The following is a 14,780-nucleotide window of genomic DNA, read 5'->3' on the forward strand; positions in this document are numbered from 1 at the left end:
GTCTCATTGCAACAACACTATCCCCACTCCCTCATGGGAAATCCATGGCCCACATTAAATCTTTTATTTTGAATTTTAATGCATATTTGTTCTTTGGGATGTGCCGGTGAACAAACCGGCTTGTAGCCGGGTTACGGTAAGCCCGCCGAACAAATTGTCCTGGACGAGCATCAGTACATAGAGGTCAAGACCGGAAATCCTGCTGACGGGCATGGTTACCCGGTCACCCCTTCCGTTAGATTAGAGAGTTGTCAAAAACCATAATACAAAATTTTAACTACTTTTTTGTATTATAATTATTCAGAACACACAATGACCGTCAGGGATGCTCTTTTACAGCAGAAGCGGGAACTCGAGCTCCGGAAAGCAGAGCCGTACATCGAGCGCACGGCAGAGATCCGTAACGGGAAAAGCCGGCTTATCCGGATTATTATTGGTCCCCGCAGGGCCGGGAAATCATTTTTTGTAACCCGGTACCTCATGGCGCAGGGCCCGTTCGGCTATGTAAATTTTGATGACGAAGAGCTCAATAATACAGAAAAAATCCCTGATGTTCTCACTGAGATAGCTGATCTCTATAACGGATCAAAAACGCTCCTGCTTGATGAAATCCAGAATATTCCGGGATGGGAACTCCTGGCAAACCGGCTGGCACGGCAGGGTTATACGCTCTATATCACCGGAAGCAATGCACACCTGCTCAGTAAAGAACTCGCAACGCACCTGACCGGCCGACACACCATTACAACCATCTTCCCCTTTTCCTTTGCTGAATACCTGCGGACAAAACCCGGGGAATATACCGAAAGTGAATACCGTGCATACCTTGCGGAATATTCTGTCACCGGGGGATTTCCCGAACACCTGGTAACTGCCATAGACCGGAAAGATTACCTCCTGCGCCTTTTCGATGCCGTGGTGTACAAGGACATTATCCAGCGCTACCGGGTCCGCTCCCCTCAGGGCCTGGGAAATCTCGCCCACTACCTCTGTTCCACGATTGCGGGGGAATATTCCGTGCACGGTCTCACGCGGGTGACCGGTTGCAGGAGTGACCGGACCGTGCGGAAGTACCTTGAGTACCTAAAAGAAGCATTTCTCTTTTTTTCCGTCCCGAGATTCTCGTACAAGGTAAAGGAACAGGTTATGGCAAACCGGAAGATCTATTGTATCGATAACGGGTTTGTCACGGCCAAAGGATTCAGGTTTTCCCGGAATGATGGGTGCCTGAATGAAAACCTGGTTGCAATTGCACTTCACCAGATGGAACTTTCCGGAAACCTGAACCTGTACTACTGGAAGAACGCACATAACCATGAAGTGGATTTTGTCCTGCACCAGGAAACGAAGGTGGTTGCACTCATCCAGGTCTGTATCAATCTGACCGGTGAAAAGACACGACGGCGGGAAGTTAACGCTCTCCTGATAGCAGGCCGGGATCTGGCGTGCGAAAACCGCATCATCCTGACCGGGGAAGAAGAACACATAACAACTGAGGAATGGTTTGGCATACGGGGAAAGATCCAGTATATCCCCCTCTGGAAATGGTTACAGCGACCAGGAATTCCCGGATATAGGTGATTCGATATCCTTAAGCATCAGCATAAGGATTGAGCAACAGAACAGGTGATCAATCCGTTATTCTTCATCGGATAGGGGATAAAAATAAACCAGGTTCTTTCTGAAGTTTTTTTCATAAAGATCCCCCGTCCGGGAAAACGAAATCCATGGCTTCACGGACAATTCTGAAATCTCCATATCCCTGCATCAACCAATAATTTGCGGGGATTACCCCGAATATATGACAAGTTTTCTGCCGCCTGCCACTGCACAGCATGAGCCCTTGGCAATACTTACTCCCACCCCCTGCCAAAAGGAGCCTGTATAGGGCTCCGCTCACGTTTCCGGAAATGTGTGGACACGCAATATGACAACTCATGTCCACATCGCGGCCCCATCCGGTTATTCACGTCGGAGAATTCAGGCAATAGATACCATAACTATGTCCACATTTAAACGTGGCCGGAAAAACGCACATTCTCTCCCCGATGGACATAAAAACCAGTTGCCGGCTACCACTGTGTGAGACTTTTTTTGGATGCGGATCAGGGAAAAATGGGGATTATCTGGGGGTAATTCCACCGGGCAGAGGTTTTTATTATCCCCGACAAGCTTCACCCCAAACCGAAGAATTACTCAAGCACCCGTACCCTGCATACCTTCTTTGCTATAGCTCCAAGTTCTTTATCCGCCGTGAACAGTGCCTCGCGTTCGCGTACCGCGGCAGCCACGAACAGCGCATCGTATAGTGAAATATTGAGCTCGCAGGCTAGGTCGAGGGCCGGATCGATCAATTCGGCTGAGGGGATCGGATCGCAGAGCTCAGTGATATAGTAGATGGCATCGTGGAGCATCTCCTTCACGTCATCGGGACTGTCCGCCCCTGATGCCAACCGTTTTGCGGCAACCTGTGCTGCGTCTGCCACGGCACTGTCCACCGTGAGATAGGGTTCAAAACCAAGCTTCCTGATCGTCCTTGTTGTCATGTCTTCCGGGAAAAAGAGCGTGGCAATGACGCTTGAATCGAGAACAGTCCTACCGGTCATCGCGGGCCTCACGGATAATCCGGGCAGCAGGCATGCCCGGAGCCTTTGTTTCCTGTCTCTTCTGCGCAGCATCCAGCAGCTGTTGCCTGCGTTTCATCCTGACCGTATTCTCGATGAGGACCCGGATCTCCTCCTGGCATTTTTTTCCCGGAAGCTCATCGATCATCTTCCGTACCCGTGAATCGATCCGGATACTGTAAACAGATGTTGGCACAATCATATTGTGTACAATATTTGTATATAAAAATACCGCCTTTTTTTGCGCAGCCGGAATCGCGAAATTTTCGCTCTGTTGTTCCTGAAACCTGCGCAGAGTCTCCGGTTTTGAAAATTTTTAGTTTATTCAGATAAGCATACCTTTTATCCGCTCCAACAAGGTTGTGCCACACGACCGGTCACCAGGAGCCGGGTGGAAAGAGAAAACTTCTCCTTAAAGACTCATTACGGATAGCGTACGCTCTCGCGTTCCACCGGTCCGGCACGGCGTGTGGCAGGAGTTGAGAAAATGCAGACTATGAACACAAAGAACGAGATGAACCGGATCAACGATTATCGCAGGAACGATGGATCGCGGATCGCCGGTTGGGGACACGATGCCGGATGCAAAGATGGTGCCGGAAACATGTCCCCTGTATCGCACGAAGAACAGCAAAAAACCATTGACCAGATGGGAAAACCGCAGGAAGACCAGAAAAGTACAATGGAAATGATGGGAAAACCGCACAAAGAACAGACAGGAACCATGGACTGGACGGGAAAACCGCAAGAAGACCAGAAAAGTACAATGGAAATGATGGGAAAACCGCACAAAGAACAGACAGGAACTATGGACCGGATCGGAACACTGCCGGAAGCGACACGAAAAGATCCCGGCCCGGGCCGGAACAAAAGGCCGGTTGTGGCCATCCGGGAAGCAAAGCGGCGGGCTGCCATCTGGGGGTTTACTGTCGCCGATGTTGTATCAGATGGAGAACTCCCGTACGATTTCATCGCCATGAAGGACGGGATCACAAGTTTCGTCCGTATCCGCCGCATCCGTGACTCCTGGTTCAACAGCAAAAAAATCCAGGAACGATGCAGGAAAGAGATCGCTGCGTTCCGGGCAATGAAACCGCAGCAGGGGCTCATATTCGAACTCTGGATACGGGGATTTGCCCGGGCATTCCAAAGGTATCGTATCCTCCAGGATGCAATCGAGAATATCGGGATTGTCCTGGAACCGGAAACACGGGCAGGAAAGAAGGCCCTTGATGAAGAACAGCGTGCCACTACTGTCATCCCAAAACATGACAACCGGATGAGGATGGCGATTGAACCTGTTTTGGCAATTTCAGAATGCAAAAGCCTGTAAGAGAATGAGCCATGCCGATCAGGGATTCCTGGTAACAGGCCCAAAACCTGTCATTTTTTTGTTGGTATGAAGATCTTCAGGATATTCATCAGCGTTCTGAATTGCTTATTAGATCCTGGAATTGCTTAAAAACCTGATTCAGTTCCCCTTTGCGCGCTCCGGATTAGCCGGAATATCTGACGTAACAACTGCCCCTTCATCGACAACTGCCCCGACTCCGATACTGACGCCCGGGGCAATGATCGCCTTCTTCCCGATCACGCAGCCTTCGCCAAGAACGATCGCCCGGTCCGTCACCAGTGACGAGGATGAGAATTCCGGTTCACCGACAAGCCGGACACCCGCCCCAACCTCAACATTATCCCCAATCCGTGTAAACCGGGGGATCCAGACATCCTCTCGGACCGTCACGTTATTCCCGATTACCACGTCCATGTCAATACAAGTCCCGGTGCATAAGGTTACATCGTCCCCAAGCGCGGTTTCGCTCCGGATCAGAACATCATTCCCGCACCGGAACCGGTCGCCGATAAAGACATTGCCATAGATAATACAGTGCCGGCCAATCGATGGGTCCGCACCCAGACGTACGCCGGGAAAGATCTCGGACTTCAGGGCCGCGGGCGAAGGAAAACCAATCAGGGTGGACTCCACCATACGGAACGAGGTCTGGAACTGCTGCAGGTTTCCGGGAATCATTGTGTAAATCTCCAACGAAATTTTGAGGGATTTATTTTTTTGTATTGTATCATAGCAACAACAATAAGATAAAAATTTTCATTTATCTGAAATGAAAAATTATCCCCAAAATTCAGCCGGTTTGGTCATGATTACACCGGATAACAAGAACAGAAAATGTCCGGTCTTCGTTCTTCTTCCATAGAGAAACACTACAGTCTCGCCTCTCTTTTTATACCATCCGTTTCACAAGTTAATCACCGATGTATTTCTTTTTCCATCTCTTTACCGGCATCGTGCTCGGGTTCCTCTGTGCAGAACTCTTCCATGACCGGCGGTGGCTCATTCCCTGCACCATCGGTGCCATCCTCCCGGATCTCATCGACAAGCCGCTCGGGCTCCTTGTCCTCTCCTCATCGATAGGCTATGGGAGGATCTTCACCCATACTCTCGCCCTCGCGCTCCTGGTTCTCGGGGCCGGGATCGTGTACTGGCGCTTGCGGCAGGATCCCGGGCTTTTTGCGCTCGGCACCGGGATTCTCTCCCACCAGGTTCTTGACCTGATGTGGCGCCAGCCGGTGAACTGGTACTATCCTTTCCTCGGATCGTTCTCCGGTTCCCATACCGAGGACTTCTTCTGGGTGAAATTTCTTGAAGAACTCCATAATCCCTTCGAAGTCATTCTCGGGGCAATGGTCCTCATCCTGGTCCTTGCTGTCCTCTTCCGGTCCCGCATCTCCCCGGTACTCAAAGAAAAACGGGCGGTCATCACCCTTATCATGACATTCAGTGCACTGGTGTTTGGCAGCCTTGCCGGGATCCTCATTGGCTGGGGGCTGGGCGGGCACAAACTTCCGCAGATCGGCTGGGGCAGGCCGGAGGAACTGATCCTGGGGGGCCTTGTCATTGCCGCTGCATCGCTCCTCTTCTGGCGGTGGCTTAATATCGTGACCAGTATAGAAGAGCAGTAAGGATTTTTTTGAATCTCCAGACCCAATTATTTGAAGAGAAGGAATAATCCCACGTTTCCTCGTCTTTATCTGATGACAGGGCGGCTTGATGTGCAGGAGAATTCACGGTTCTTGAAAAAAGAAAAATTCGATTGCCCCTGCCAAAAAGCGAATTCTCCCATTGAAGAAGACCGGAAAAGAAGGGGGCTGTTGGCATCCTCAATAGTATCTGACAATGGCGTTCATCCGGCCCTGCATTATCAATCTCGAACATGAAAATAAAACCGATGAAAATTACAGGCCAAGAACTGTCTTAACCTGCGCCTTTGTCATACCCCAGGTAATTTTTTTACCAAACATTATCTGGATGGCTTTCCAGTCAATCGAATTTGGTTCCACCGCTGTGTTGGTATTTGTGTAGAAGATGCTATCTGTATACTTGTAGGTCTCGCCAAAGAAACCCATCCTTGTGAGTGCGCTGCGCACCAGCCATTTCTTTCGCGCGGCACCGGTCAGGTCGGAATTGACATACACTTTATCAGCCGTAGTGATGATATAGAATCTCCCATTATCAGTATCCCTGAACTCATCTGTCCGGGATTCCTGGTCTACCTGCTTCAACCCATCTTCCGGAATAAAGAAGATCGGGATATCACCCTGTCCCTGGACGTTTAAGTTGGTAGAGAGTTTGGTTGTGGCAGAATACATGTTGAAATCATCGATGAATTTCTTCAGGTGATCTACATCACTGTCGGAATAGGATCCGGAGATAGAGAGTGAGACAAGGGATTTATTTACTTTCTCCAGTTTGCTGTTATCCGGCCCAAAAGCAATATCGAGCAGGTGGTTGCCGATATCGGCAGCGCTGTACACCTTTGGCGTCGGAGTGGCGGTTACCTTAATCGTTGTCGCGGCAGGTTTAGCTGTTGTCTTGACAGGTTTTGCCGTTGTTACAGCGGGTTTTGCGGTCGTTGCAGCCGGTTTTGCCGTAGTCTTCGTTGCTGTCACATTCTTCTGGCCAGGGCTTGTCGTATTAGTCGCGTTGCCAAAGGGTTCCCAGTCTCCGGATATGAACATTGTCCCGACAATGAAGAGCACGATGATGGAAAAACCGATGATAAGGGGGAGATAGGGTTTCAGCGCGCCAAAATCCGGGGCTTTCACTGGTTCATCGGCAAGGGGATAAGCCTTGATCGGGGACTCGACCTGAGTCGAACCATTCGCCGTAACAGCGATATCGAATGTTTTCCCGCCCAGCGGAACAGGATATCCCGGAGCAGGTGAGACCGCAGGTGTCGGCCGGTCGTCCCCGCCGGACCCGAGCGCCATCAGCAGGGCCGGGTCTGCAAGGGTCGATGCTTCGCGGGCAAGCCGTTCGCGCTGCCGGTTGACATCAGAGGACACCCTCTCCAATGGCCCGGCAATCGCTTCCCAGTCGATATCCGTTTCCTGGTCGTATTTGAGCGCTTCCGGGGTACGGTTCAGGAGCGACTCGAACTCATCGAGTTCGCATTCCTCATAGCAGGAAGAGAGGGCAGATAAGATCTCTTTTATCCCGACATCCCGGTTGAAATGTGCAATAACATGCGGGGCCACCAGCTGGACGATCTCGGCTTCGAAGGCCGGCTCCGGGAATTTCTGGGAGAACCGGGTGGCAATGAACGAGAGTTCCTTGAGAACCGATCGCCACTCACGGTCCGTGCCCAGCCGTTTCCGGATGATCGCAGCAAGGGGGGTGGCCAGGTTATCGAGGAGGGCGCGGTCGACATCGTATAATCCCACAGCTGATGCATCGCGCATCTCCTCAATGACTTTCGAGAATGTGGCAAGGAGCATCAGGTAATTGGGGACAAGTCCCTGTTTCCTGACAAGCCGGTACATCTTTTCCAGGTCGTCGAGGAACGTGAGGAGATCCGAGCAGAGCCGGGCGCGGACAGCAACAGGCGCATCGCCTTCAACAGCATGGTCCTTCTCCGCCTTCAGTTCATTGCATTTTTCCGTAAGGAAATGACGGGCCGGGCGGAGGTCCTGCTCTTCCACGACAAGAATGCCCTTTGTATACAGTTCCAGGAACGCATGGATTGCCTGCCGCCTACCGGTACCCTGGACCTGGTAATATTTCAGGCAATAATCATGGTAAGTTGTATAATCAGATTCATTAAACTGGATCTGAATTTTTTCCATCAGATATAATCCGCAATGCTATTATTCAACTTTTTTGGTATCGCTGCGGATTGAATCTCTCCTGTAAATAAGCTCAATGTGCCAGCATTTTCCCCGGAGAGATCGTGAGAGAAATACAACGGAAGGTAATCCGGTAAAAAGGAGACCGGAAATTCTCAATGACGGGAACACGGTGATGTCATGGGAAACATACCCGGGAAGCCGTACAGTTTTTTCCACTTTTTCCAATATGTAATCCCCAGAGAATTTCCATTACCCCTGCCAAAAGGCAACTTCTCCCGGGAAAGAAGATCAAAAAAAGAGGGGGTTATCAGTAATCCTCCTCCATATTGAAACCAGCATATAAAAAGAAAATTACCTATATCCCAATATCCAACAGAATGATCGGGAATGAAAAAGAAGGACCTCGCCATCATTGCCGTTACAGTCTGGCTCGTTGTTATCACGATATTCATGCTCCTTGCCGCACGGATCGACCTTGAGATCTTTTTTGTTCTCTGGCTGATTGGGTTGCTTGTCATCGTTGAACTGATGGACACGCGGTTCTCCCTGCCACCCTACATGCGGTACCTCAAGTACGTGGTTGCCGCGGGCATCCTTCTCTTCGGGTGCATCGTGGCGATGAAAGTCATGGAGATCCTTGCACGATGAACGCAAAGGCACGGTACGCGGTTTTTTTCCTTCTGGTTATTGCGATACTGGCAGCACTGGCTCTCACAATCCCCGCGCCGCTTTTGTATGCGCTGGAAAAAGACTCCTTCCCGTCCCCGTTCCACAAGAACACTGAAGTCCTGAAACAGCTGGCAACCAACAGTACGGACGACATCGTACCGGAGATCCAGGAGTTTGTCGATTTCACGGGCCCGCTCTCGCTCTCGATCCGGGTTCACGATATCGAACAGGCGCGACGGGACTTCGAGCGGTTCCAGAACAGCCACGGTTCATTAAAGAACCTGATCGTGAAGCTGGACATGAACGAGAGCGAGATCCAGGAACTGGAGCGAAACACGGCCATGCAGAAGGAGATTTTAGACTCCCTCCTCAACACAACCATTTCCTTAGACGAACTCCAGGTCATGGAGATCCAGTATCACAGCGAGAACAACCAGGATATGCTCACCACGGTCCGTCTCCGGGGAGAGGAACTTCGGAAAAAAGTCCGCGGCATGGGCGCCCGGTATCGCAATGCAACGGAACGCGTGGCCGAAAGCAGCAGGAAACTCGGCATCAACTCAACAAAGAACCTGGAAAGCCAGGTTGTTGTCGACCAGATTATCGAACAGATCGAGAACCCGCAGGCAGAGACGCTGCTCCGGGTCGATACCTCGCTTGTTCCGGGTGAGGAACGCATCTCCCTCTTCCTCCGGCCCGAAACCGGAGAATACCGCGACGTGATCGAGTACATGGGGATTGCACTCACCCTCACGGGAAATGTCACTGTGAGGGGGAGCGGAAAACAGGTTGTCCTGTACATGGATGACATCCCATACTCCACCGTCACCACAGACAGTTTCGGCTATTACAACACAAAGATCCCGGTAGAACGCACCCTCTCGGGGACCCATACAGTCTATTCCCGCTCCCCCACCTCGCGCTCCGTGAACCGGACTCTTACAGTAGAGCAGGTACCCTCCGCGACAAACCTCTCGGTGAGCCCGACCAATAAGACCACGACCGTCAACTGTTCCGGCGCGGTCATGGCCAATTACCCGGTCCGGTCCGCCTCCGTCGAGCTGGTATGGGACGAGACGCATGTGCTGGTCACCAAGACCGACAGCCGGGGATGGTTCATGAAAGAGATCGATCTGCCTCCCGGGAGGCACACGATCCTTGCACGGTTCAATGGTGTGGGATACCCGATCGATCCGTCAGAAAGCGATCCGCAGGTGATTGAGATCTCGCTCATCGCAAAGACTGGCGATGAACTGGAACTCTGGGACATCCTCCTGATCATATTCGGCATCGCAATCCTTGCGGGCTTTGTAAAAGCCACCCTGTATTACATCCAGCGGATGACCCGTAAGATCGAGGCCCGGGCGGAACGGAGCGGGGAGGTCTCCGGTTCCGCGGCCACGGGGAGTTCTCCGGAGATCCTGGCCGGGGATCAACCGGCCCAACCAACAGATACCAGCGAACTGATGGACCTGGATACCGAGACTATCGTCTCGTATTATTCCCGCCTGCTCCAGGAAAAAGGGCTGAAGGCGGCATCCTGGCGCGTGTACCAGCAGCTGGCTGCCCGGGTTGCCCGCGACCAGGAGATCCGCCGCCACCGCACCCTGACTGCGCGCGAGATCTCCCGCGGCTGCAAGGGCAAGCCCTACTGCAGACCGTTTGCCCGGTTCATCGCGGTATACGAGCGTATAAGGTACGGCAGCATCGTTTCAGTCAGGGACCAGAACGTGTTCGAAACTGCCCTGCATGTTACGGACGAGCAGATGGAAGGTGATCGCCATTAGGTACGCGTCCTGGATCGCCGGGGGAGTCTTTGTTGCGGCCCTGGTTCTCCTCTTCCTTCACCTCTCGGCCAATGACATGGAGTTCTCGCGGTACAACACCGGCTGGAACGGGGCGTCTGCATTCTTCTTTGACCTTGACCGCGACAAAACAACCGATGTCTTCTACCCGGCAGTCCTGGAAAAACAGCAGGGAAACGCGACGCTTCTTATCATTGCCCCGCACCGGAAGCCCACGGAAAATGAGATAGCGGGATACAGGGCATTCCTTGCACAAGGTCACACCATCTTCCTAGCCGATGACTTTGGTTCCGGTAATGAAATCCTGGCAGGGATCGGGAGCAGGGTCACTATCATTCCCGTGAATGTCTCAAGCCTCGACCGCCAGTATGCTGACCCGTATCTCATCATCACGTACCGCACACCGGAACAGGGCCCCTTTGTAATGCCCTCTGAAATAATCCTGAACGGGGCGGCGCTGCTGGGGGGAGGAACGCCGCTTGCACTCACGTCCGTTATGAGCTGGGCTGACCGGAACGGGAACAACCGGCTTAATATTGGCGAGGAGATGGGTACTTTGCCGGTGATGGTCCAGGAATCCATCGGACCCGGCAGGCTGGTTGTCCTGTCCGATCCCAGTATCTTCGTCAACACGATGTATATCCAGCCGGAGAATGAGAACAACCGGGTGTTTATCCACAACCTCACGAATAATGGCCCCCTGCTTATCGACCAGATGAATTCCCGTACCGCGGATGCAAAAGGGTTAAGCGGGATTCTTCATGTAGTAAGAAATACAGTAATTATAGAAATTCTCATATTCTCTCTGCTCATCCTTGGGGCAGCTTGGGCATGGAGAAAGAAGGCTGTATAGGTGAAAGAATGGACCATAGCAATCTTGAGAAGAAAATTATCGGCATATCCCGGAAGACCGGGCGCGACGGGAACAACAAGCCTTCCGGTAGTGCACTGAATGCTGACGAGACAGACACCGTGCAGAAAGATCCTTCCGGCCGGCTTTCCCTTCCGGAACTGAAAAAAGAGATAGAGGAGATCTCCGGCCTTGCTGCCTTCATCAACGAGAGACTGAATGAATTCGTTGTCGGGAACCACGATGTCATTGACCTGATCCTTCTTGCTCTCCTGAATGAAGGTCATATTCTGGTAGAAGGGGTTCCGGGGACTGCCAAGACCACGATCGCAAAATCCATTGCCATCCTTACCGGGTGCAGCTTCAACCGTATCCAGGGAGCGATCGACCTCCAGCCCGCGGATATGCTTGGCGTACGGATCTACGACCAGTACAAGAAGGAGTTCGTCCTCCGGAAAGGGCCGGTCTTCACCAACATCCTCCTTGCCGATGAGATCAACCGTATCAACCCGAAATCGCAGGGTGCTTTTATCGAGGCGATGAGTGAACGCCAGGTCACGCTGGACGGGATCACCATGCCGATGCAGTCGCCGTTCTGTGTCATTGCAACGCAGAACCCCCATGAATTCGAGGGGACATTCCCGCTCATCGAGGTGCAGCGCGACCGGTTCATGTTCTCGATACGTTCCGATTACCTGGGGCCGGAGGAGGAACTCAGCGTCATCCGGCGCGCCAATGAGGGCATGCTCCAGTGGGAGACCTATTCCCAATCACTTGCCCCCATTCTCACGCCGCTGGCCCTGAAACATTATATCCAGGTGGTCCGGCAGGTCTCTATTGAGGAACCGGTCCTCCAGTACATCCGCGATCTCGTGATCGCCACACGGACACATCCCGACATCGAACTCGGGGGGTCATCCCGTGCTTCGCTTGCCCTCATCAGTGGCGGCAAGGCGCTCGCTGCACTGAACAACCGCACCTACGTCATCCCGGACGATATCAAGCAGGTATCGCGGGCGGCTCTCGCCCACCGGATCATTCTCTCGCGCGACGCAGAGGTCGAAGGGGTCACGCGGGGACAGGTGCTGGACGAGATCCTCTCAAAGATCGAGGTGCTCTGAGTTTTGCAGCTGAGACGGTGCTCGCAGGGGATCTGTCTTGTCACGCTCCTGCTTATTGCCGGCGCACTGGCGCTCGATGACCCGGCACTCCTTTTTGCAGGGAGCGCACTTGCCGTTGCAGTCCTTGGACAGTACCTTGTTTTCGACCGGGACATACGGGAGATCGCATCCTCTGTTCAATGCAGGCGGACACTGGGCCGAAACATGGTCCGGCGGGGGACATCGCTCCTGGTGACAACCCGGATCACGCTCCGCGGTCTGCCGCGCATCCATGTTCTCATCAATGAACTCCCCCCGTCAAAGACTCTCGTCATGGACGGTGAGACAACAATCGATACCGTTCCAGGCAGCCCTGAACAGACATACCTGTGCCGTTACCGGATCGTCCCCCTCATCCACGGCGATCTCCGGTTTTCCGGAATCGAGCTCACCTTTAAAAACTTTTTTTTCTCCTATACCCTGCGATTATCCCGGGAGACCGAGACCGGGCCGGTCCTCTCGGTCCTTCCCGCGGGGCTCTTCCAGGCACCTTCAACGGATTCGCTTGAAGGGTCACGCGACAACCGGAAGGCAAGCGTGCTCTCAACAGTCGATATCCACTCACTCCGGGAATACCAGCCCGGTGATGACCTGCGTCACGTGGACTGGAAGATCTCGGCCAAGTACAATAAAATGTATATCCGGAAATACAGTTCCCCGACAAGCCACCCCCCGCTCCTCATTGTCGACCTTCCCTGGTGCGGGGCGCCCTGCCCGGAAAAGGCATTTGCAAAGATGATCTCTGAAGTTACCGGGATGGTGACCGATACCCTGCAGTCCTTCCAGCATATCTCGATCCTCTTTATCTCCGGCCCCAACATCATCCACCTCATCCGCGAGGAGAAGAACCCGGCACACTGCCTTGCCGAACTCAAAGAGTGGATGCACCCGGCCGAACGCTCCGTCCACTTCTACCGGATGCCGGACCGGAACGATCTCCGGAGCATGATACGGCACTGCGAGGATGCCGGCTCACGGGCACAGGACCCACGGGTACGGGCGGTTCTTGAAACCCTGAAGGACCGCTATACCGGAATCCTCTATTGCCAGCGGAACCCGGCTTTTGCCGGGCAGGTCACCCGGACACTCTCGCAGCTGCTCCTCACCAACGCATATCTCTTTACACTCGGTTGCGGGGATACGAGCCATATCCGGCATGTGGTCAGGCCCCTCCGCACCTGCCAGGTCCAGGTAACGGTCAGGGTCATTGAGGAGGCTCGTGAAGGAAGACCTGCCCGCCGGGATACGTTTTCCGCAGTCCGGGGGGTGGGCGCGTGAGCACGTTCCCGCCTGAATACCGGTTCCTCATTCTCCTTGCTCTCGGGATTATTGGGATAACGGCATACCTGCGGCCGGATACATGGTATCCTGCCCCGGCCCTCCTCCTTCTCTTTCTCGGCGTATATACGCTGACCCGCAGCTGGCCGGACCGGGGATTCTACATCGTATGCAGTGGCGCGCTCCTCATTGCAGGAACGGGCGCGATAAACATCTGGGCCGGGCTCTTTACAGCATGGATGACGGCCGGCACGGTCTGTTCCTCGCACGGCCTTCTCCGTGAAAAGCCGGATTTGCCCTATTTCCTGGGTTTCTGTGGAGTGACCTTTGCAGTTGCACTGCTCATCGAGTTCTCGAACCATGTACTACTCCCCCTGTCCATTCTTACAGCGGGTTGTGTCATCGTTCTCCTTGTCCAGTCCGTGCGCGTGTACCAGTTCAAAAAGCACTATTCCGGTGGTGAGTCATGATGAATATCACGCAGATCAATCCACGCTACAAAGCTGCCCTTGCCCTTGTGATCCTGGCCGCGATCCTTGTTGTTACGGCCATCCTGACAAACCGTGGCGACTTCACGAGCGCTGCCCTCGTTATTGCAGCTCTCGCCTGCTTCCTCACAGGTATCTTCTTTGTCACGCTCTCGGGAAGCGACCCTCTTGACCTCCGCTATCTCAGTCTCCTGCCGGTCCAGGGCAGCATCAGCATGGCCCGCATCTGTGCTGACCTGGGAGCCCAGGGGAACGCCCATCTTATTCCCGGGGGCAGGGATGGACGGGACCACCCCATGCTCCTCGTGCCGGCTGCCGAGTATTCCGGTATGCCGCTTCTCACCGAGCCATTCGTGGCAGGACAGGACATGGCAGGGATCCTCGTTGAGCCTTCCTGTGCCCCTCTCCTCCGCCTGCTCCGGGGACAACAGCACCTTGCAATTCCCCATGATCAGGCCGGCCTGCAAAACCTTATCCGCGAACTTGCCGTGGATGTTCTTGAGGTGGCCGTGCGGACCCGTGCATCGGTGGAATCCGGGGTCATCACCATCGATATGGAAGATTACCGGCTTATCGACGGGTGCCGGGCCATGGTTGCGGAATCTCAGAAGTGTTGCATCACGAACCCCTGCCCGGTCTGCAGTCTCTTTGCAGCAGCCTGTGCCGAGAGCACGGGAAAGGTTGTGCGTGTCGAACGCTGTTCGCCCGATATGAAGAAATCCGATGTGACGGCAATCTTCACGGTCCTTGACGAATAA

General features: G+C 53.5%; 14 protein-coding genes. 10 read left to right on the forward strand and 4 right to left on the reverse strand.

Annotation, left to right across the window (positions count from 1 at the left end):
* The first annotated feature begins 312 nt into the window (after positions 1-312).
* On the forward strand, positions 313-1,581 hold the full coding sequence (locus PHF39_RS00595; protein ID WP_300219049.1) for an ATP-binding protein: 1,269 nt from the start codon (positions 313-315) through the stop codon (positions 1,579-1,581).
* Positions 1,582-2,192: 611 nt separating this feature from the next.
* Here the strand turns inward: PHF39_RS00595 and PHF39_RS00600 are convergent.
* Both PHF39_RS00600 and PHF39_RS00605 read right to left on the reverse strand, forming a co-directional pair.
* Positions 2,193-2,606: a type II toxin-antitoxin system VapC family toxin gene (locus tag PHF39_RS00600; RefSeq protein ID WP_300219052.1), complete on the reverse strand. Its 414-nt coding sequence runs from the start codon at positions 2,604-2,606 to the stop codon at positions 2,193-2,195.
* Positions 2,596-2,820, reverse strand: coding sequence for a hypothetical protein (locus PHF39_RS00605; protein WP_300219054.1), 225 nt, complete (start codon positions 2,818-2,820; stop codon positions 2,596-2,598). Before PHF39_RS00605 ends, PHF39_RS00600 begins: the two co-directional genes overlap by 11 nt.
* Before the next feature lie 291 nt (positions 2,821-3,111).
* Between PHF39_RS00605 and PHF39_RS00610 the strand changes: the two genes are divergently transcribed.
* The gene (locus PHF39_RS00610) at positions 3,112-3,957 is read left to right on the forward strand and encodes a hypothetical protein (protein ID WP_300219057.1); all 846 of its coding nucleotides are present in this window, start codon (positions 3,112-3,114) and stop codon (positions 3,955-3,957) included.
* A gap of 138 nt (positions 3,958-4,095) precedes the next feature.
* Here PHF39_RS00610 and PHF39_RS00615 read toward each other — a convergent pair whose 3' ends face one another.
* A complete protein-coding gene (locus PHF39_RS00615; protein WP_300219060.1) occupies positions 4,096-4,656 on the reverse strand; it encodes a DapH/DapD/GlmU-related protein in 561 nt (186 codons plus the stop codon).
* A gap of 242 nt (positions 4,657-4,898) precedes the next feature.
* Between PHF39_RS00615 and PHF39_RS00620 the strand changes: the two genes are divergently transcribed.
* A complete protein-coding gene (locus PHF39_RS00620) occupies positions 4,899-5,606 on the forward strand; it encodes a metal-dependent hydrolase (RefSeq protein WP_300219063.1) in 708 nt (235 codons plus the stop codon).
* 273 nt (positions 5,607-5,879) lie between these two features.
* Here the strand turns inward: PHF39_RS00620 and PHF39_RS00625 are convergent, their stop codons facing one another.
* A complete protein-coding gene (locus PHF39_RS00625) occupies positions 5,880-7,769 on the reverse strand; it encodes a hypothetical protein (RefSeq protein ID WP_300219065.1) in 1,890 nt (629 codons plus the stop codon).
* Positions 7,770-8,159: 390 nt separating this feature from the next.
* Between PHF39_RS00625 and PHF39_RS00630 the strand changes: the two genes are divergently transcribed.
* Genes PHF39_RS00630 through PHF39_RS00660 form a run of 7 tightly spaced genes read left to right on the forward strand, consistent with a single transcriptional unit; the run spans position 8,160 to position 14,780 of the window.
* Positions 8,160-8,420 (forward strand): hypothetical protein, encoded by a 261-nt coding sequence (locus PHF39_RS00630; protein WP_300219068.1) that lies wholly within the window; start codon positions 8,160-8,162, stop codon positions 8,418-8,420.
* On the forward strand, positions 8,417-10,228 hold the full coding sequence (locus PHF39_RS00635) for a hypothetical protein (RefSeq protein WP_300219071.1): 1,812 nt from the start codon (positions 8,417-8,419) through the stop codon (positions 10,226-10,228). Before PHF39_RS00630 ends, PHF39_RS00635 begins: the two co-directional genes overlap by 4 nt.
* Positions 10,191-11,099: a DUF4350 domain-containing protein gene (locus PHF39_RS00640; RefSeq protein WP_300219074.1), complete on the forward strand. Its 909-nt coding sequence runs from the start codon at positions 10,191-10,193 to the stop codon at positions 11,097-11,099. The genes PHF39_RS00635 and PHF39_RS00640 overlap by 38 nt, the downstream gene beginning before the upstream one ends.
* Positions 11,100-11,107: 8 nt before the next feature.
* Positions 11,108-12,217 carry a MoxR family ATPase gene (locus tag PHF39_RS00645; protein ID WP_300219076.1) on the forward strand — a complete coding sequence of 370 codons (1,110 nt, stop codon included), beginning with the start codon at positions 11,108-11,110 and terminating at the stop codon, positions 12,215-12,217.
* A gap of 3 nt (positions 12,218-12,220) precedes the next feature.
* Positions 12,221-13,534 (forward strand): DUF58 domain-containing protein, encoded by a 1,314-nt coding sequence (locus tag PHF39_RS00650; RefSeq protein ID WP_300219079.1) that lies wholly within the window; start codon positions 12,221-12,223, stop codon positions 13,532-13,534.
* Complete coding sequence (locus tag PHF39_RS00655; protein ID WP_300219082.1) at positions 13,531-14,004, forward strand: hypothetical protein; 474 nt, start codon at positions 13,531-13,533, stop codon at positions 14,002-14,004. Before PHF39_RS00650 ends, PHF39_RS00655 begins: the two co-directional genes overlap by 4 nt.
* Positions 14,001-14,780, forward strand: a complete 780-nt coding sequence (locus PHF39_RS00660) for a hypothetical protein (protein ID WP_300219084.1) — start codon at positions 14,001-14,003, stop codon at positions 14,778-14,780. The genes PHF39_RS00655 and PHF39_RS00660 overlap by 4 nt, the downstream gene beginning before the upstream one ends.

Source organism: Methanoregula sp. (assembly GCF_028712425.1).
GTDB lineage: Archaea > Halobacteriota > Methanomicrobia > Methanomicrobiales > Methanospirillaceae > Methanoregula.

Bases quoted from the DNA above. Each gene is read 5' to 3' on its own strand.
- PHF39_RS00640 (WP_300219074.1), top strand. From the start codon at position 10,191: ATGTTACGGACGAGCAGATGGAAGGTGATCGCCATTAGGTACGCGTCC.
- PHF39_RS00630 (WP_300219068.1), top strand. From the start codon at position 8,160: ATGAAAAAGAAGGACCTCGCCATCATTGCCGTTACAGTCTGGCTCGTT.
- PHF39_RS00635 (WP_300219071.1), top strand. From the start codon at position 8,417: ATGAACGCAAAGGCACGGTACGCGGTTTTTTTCCTTCTGGTTATTGCG.
- PHF39_RS00610 (WP_300219057.1), top strand. From the start codon at position 3,112: ATGCAGACTATGAACACAAAGAACGAGATGAACCGGATCAACGATTAT.
- PHF39_RS00625 (WP_300219065.1), bottom strand. From the start codon at position 7,769: ATGGAAAAAATTCAGATCCAGTTTAATGAATCTGATTATACAACTTAC.
- PHF39_RS00595 (WP_300219049.1), top strand. From the start codon at position 313: ATGACCGTCAGGGATGCTCTTTTACAGCAGAAGCGGGAACTCGAGCTC.
- PHF39_RS00645 (WP_300219076.1), top strand. From the start codon at position 11,108: ATGGACCATAGCAATCTTGAGAAGAAAATTATCGGCATATCCCGGAAG.
- PHF39_RS00660 (WP_300219084.1), top strand. From the start codon at position 14,001: ATGATGAATATCACGCAGATCAATCCACGCTACAAAGCTGCCCTTGCC.
- PHF39_RS00600 (WP_300219052.1), bottom strand. From the start codon at position 2,606: ATGACCGGTAGGACTGTTCTCGATTCAAGCGTCATTGCCACGCTCTTT.
- PHF39_RS00620 (WP_300219063.1), top strand. From the start codon at position 4,899: ATGTATTTCTTTTTCCATCTCTTTACCGGCATCGTGCTCGGGTTCCTC.
- PHF39_RS00615 (WP_300219060.1), bottom strand. From the start codon at position 4,656: ATGATTCCCGGAAACCTGCAGCAGTTCCAGACCTCGTTCCGTATGGTG.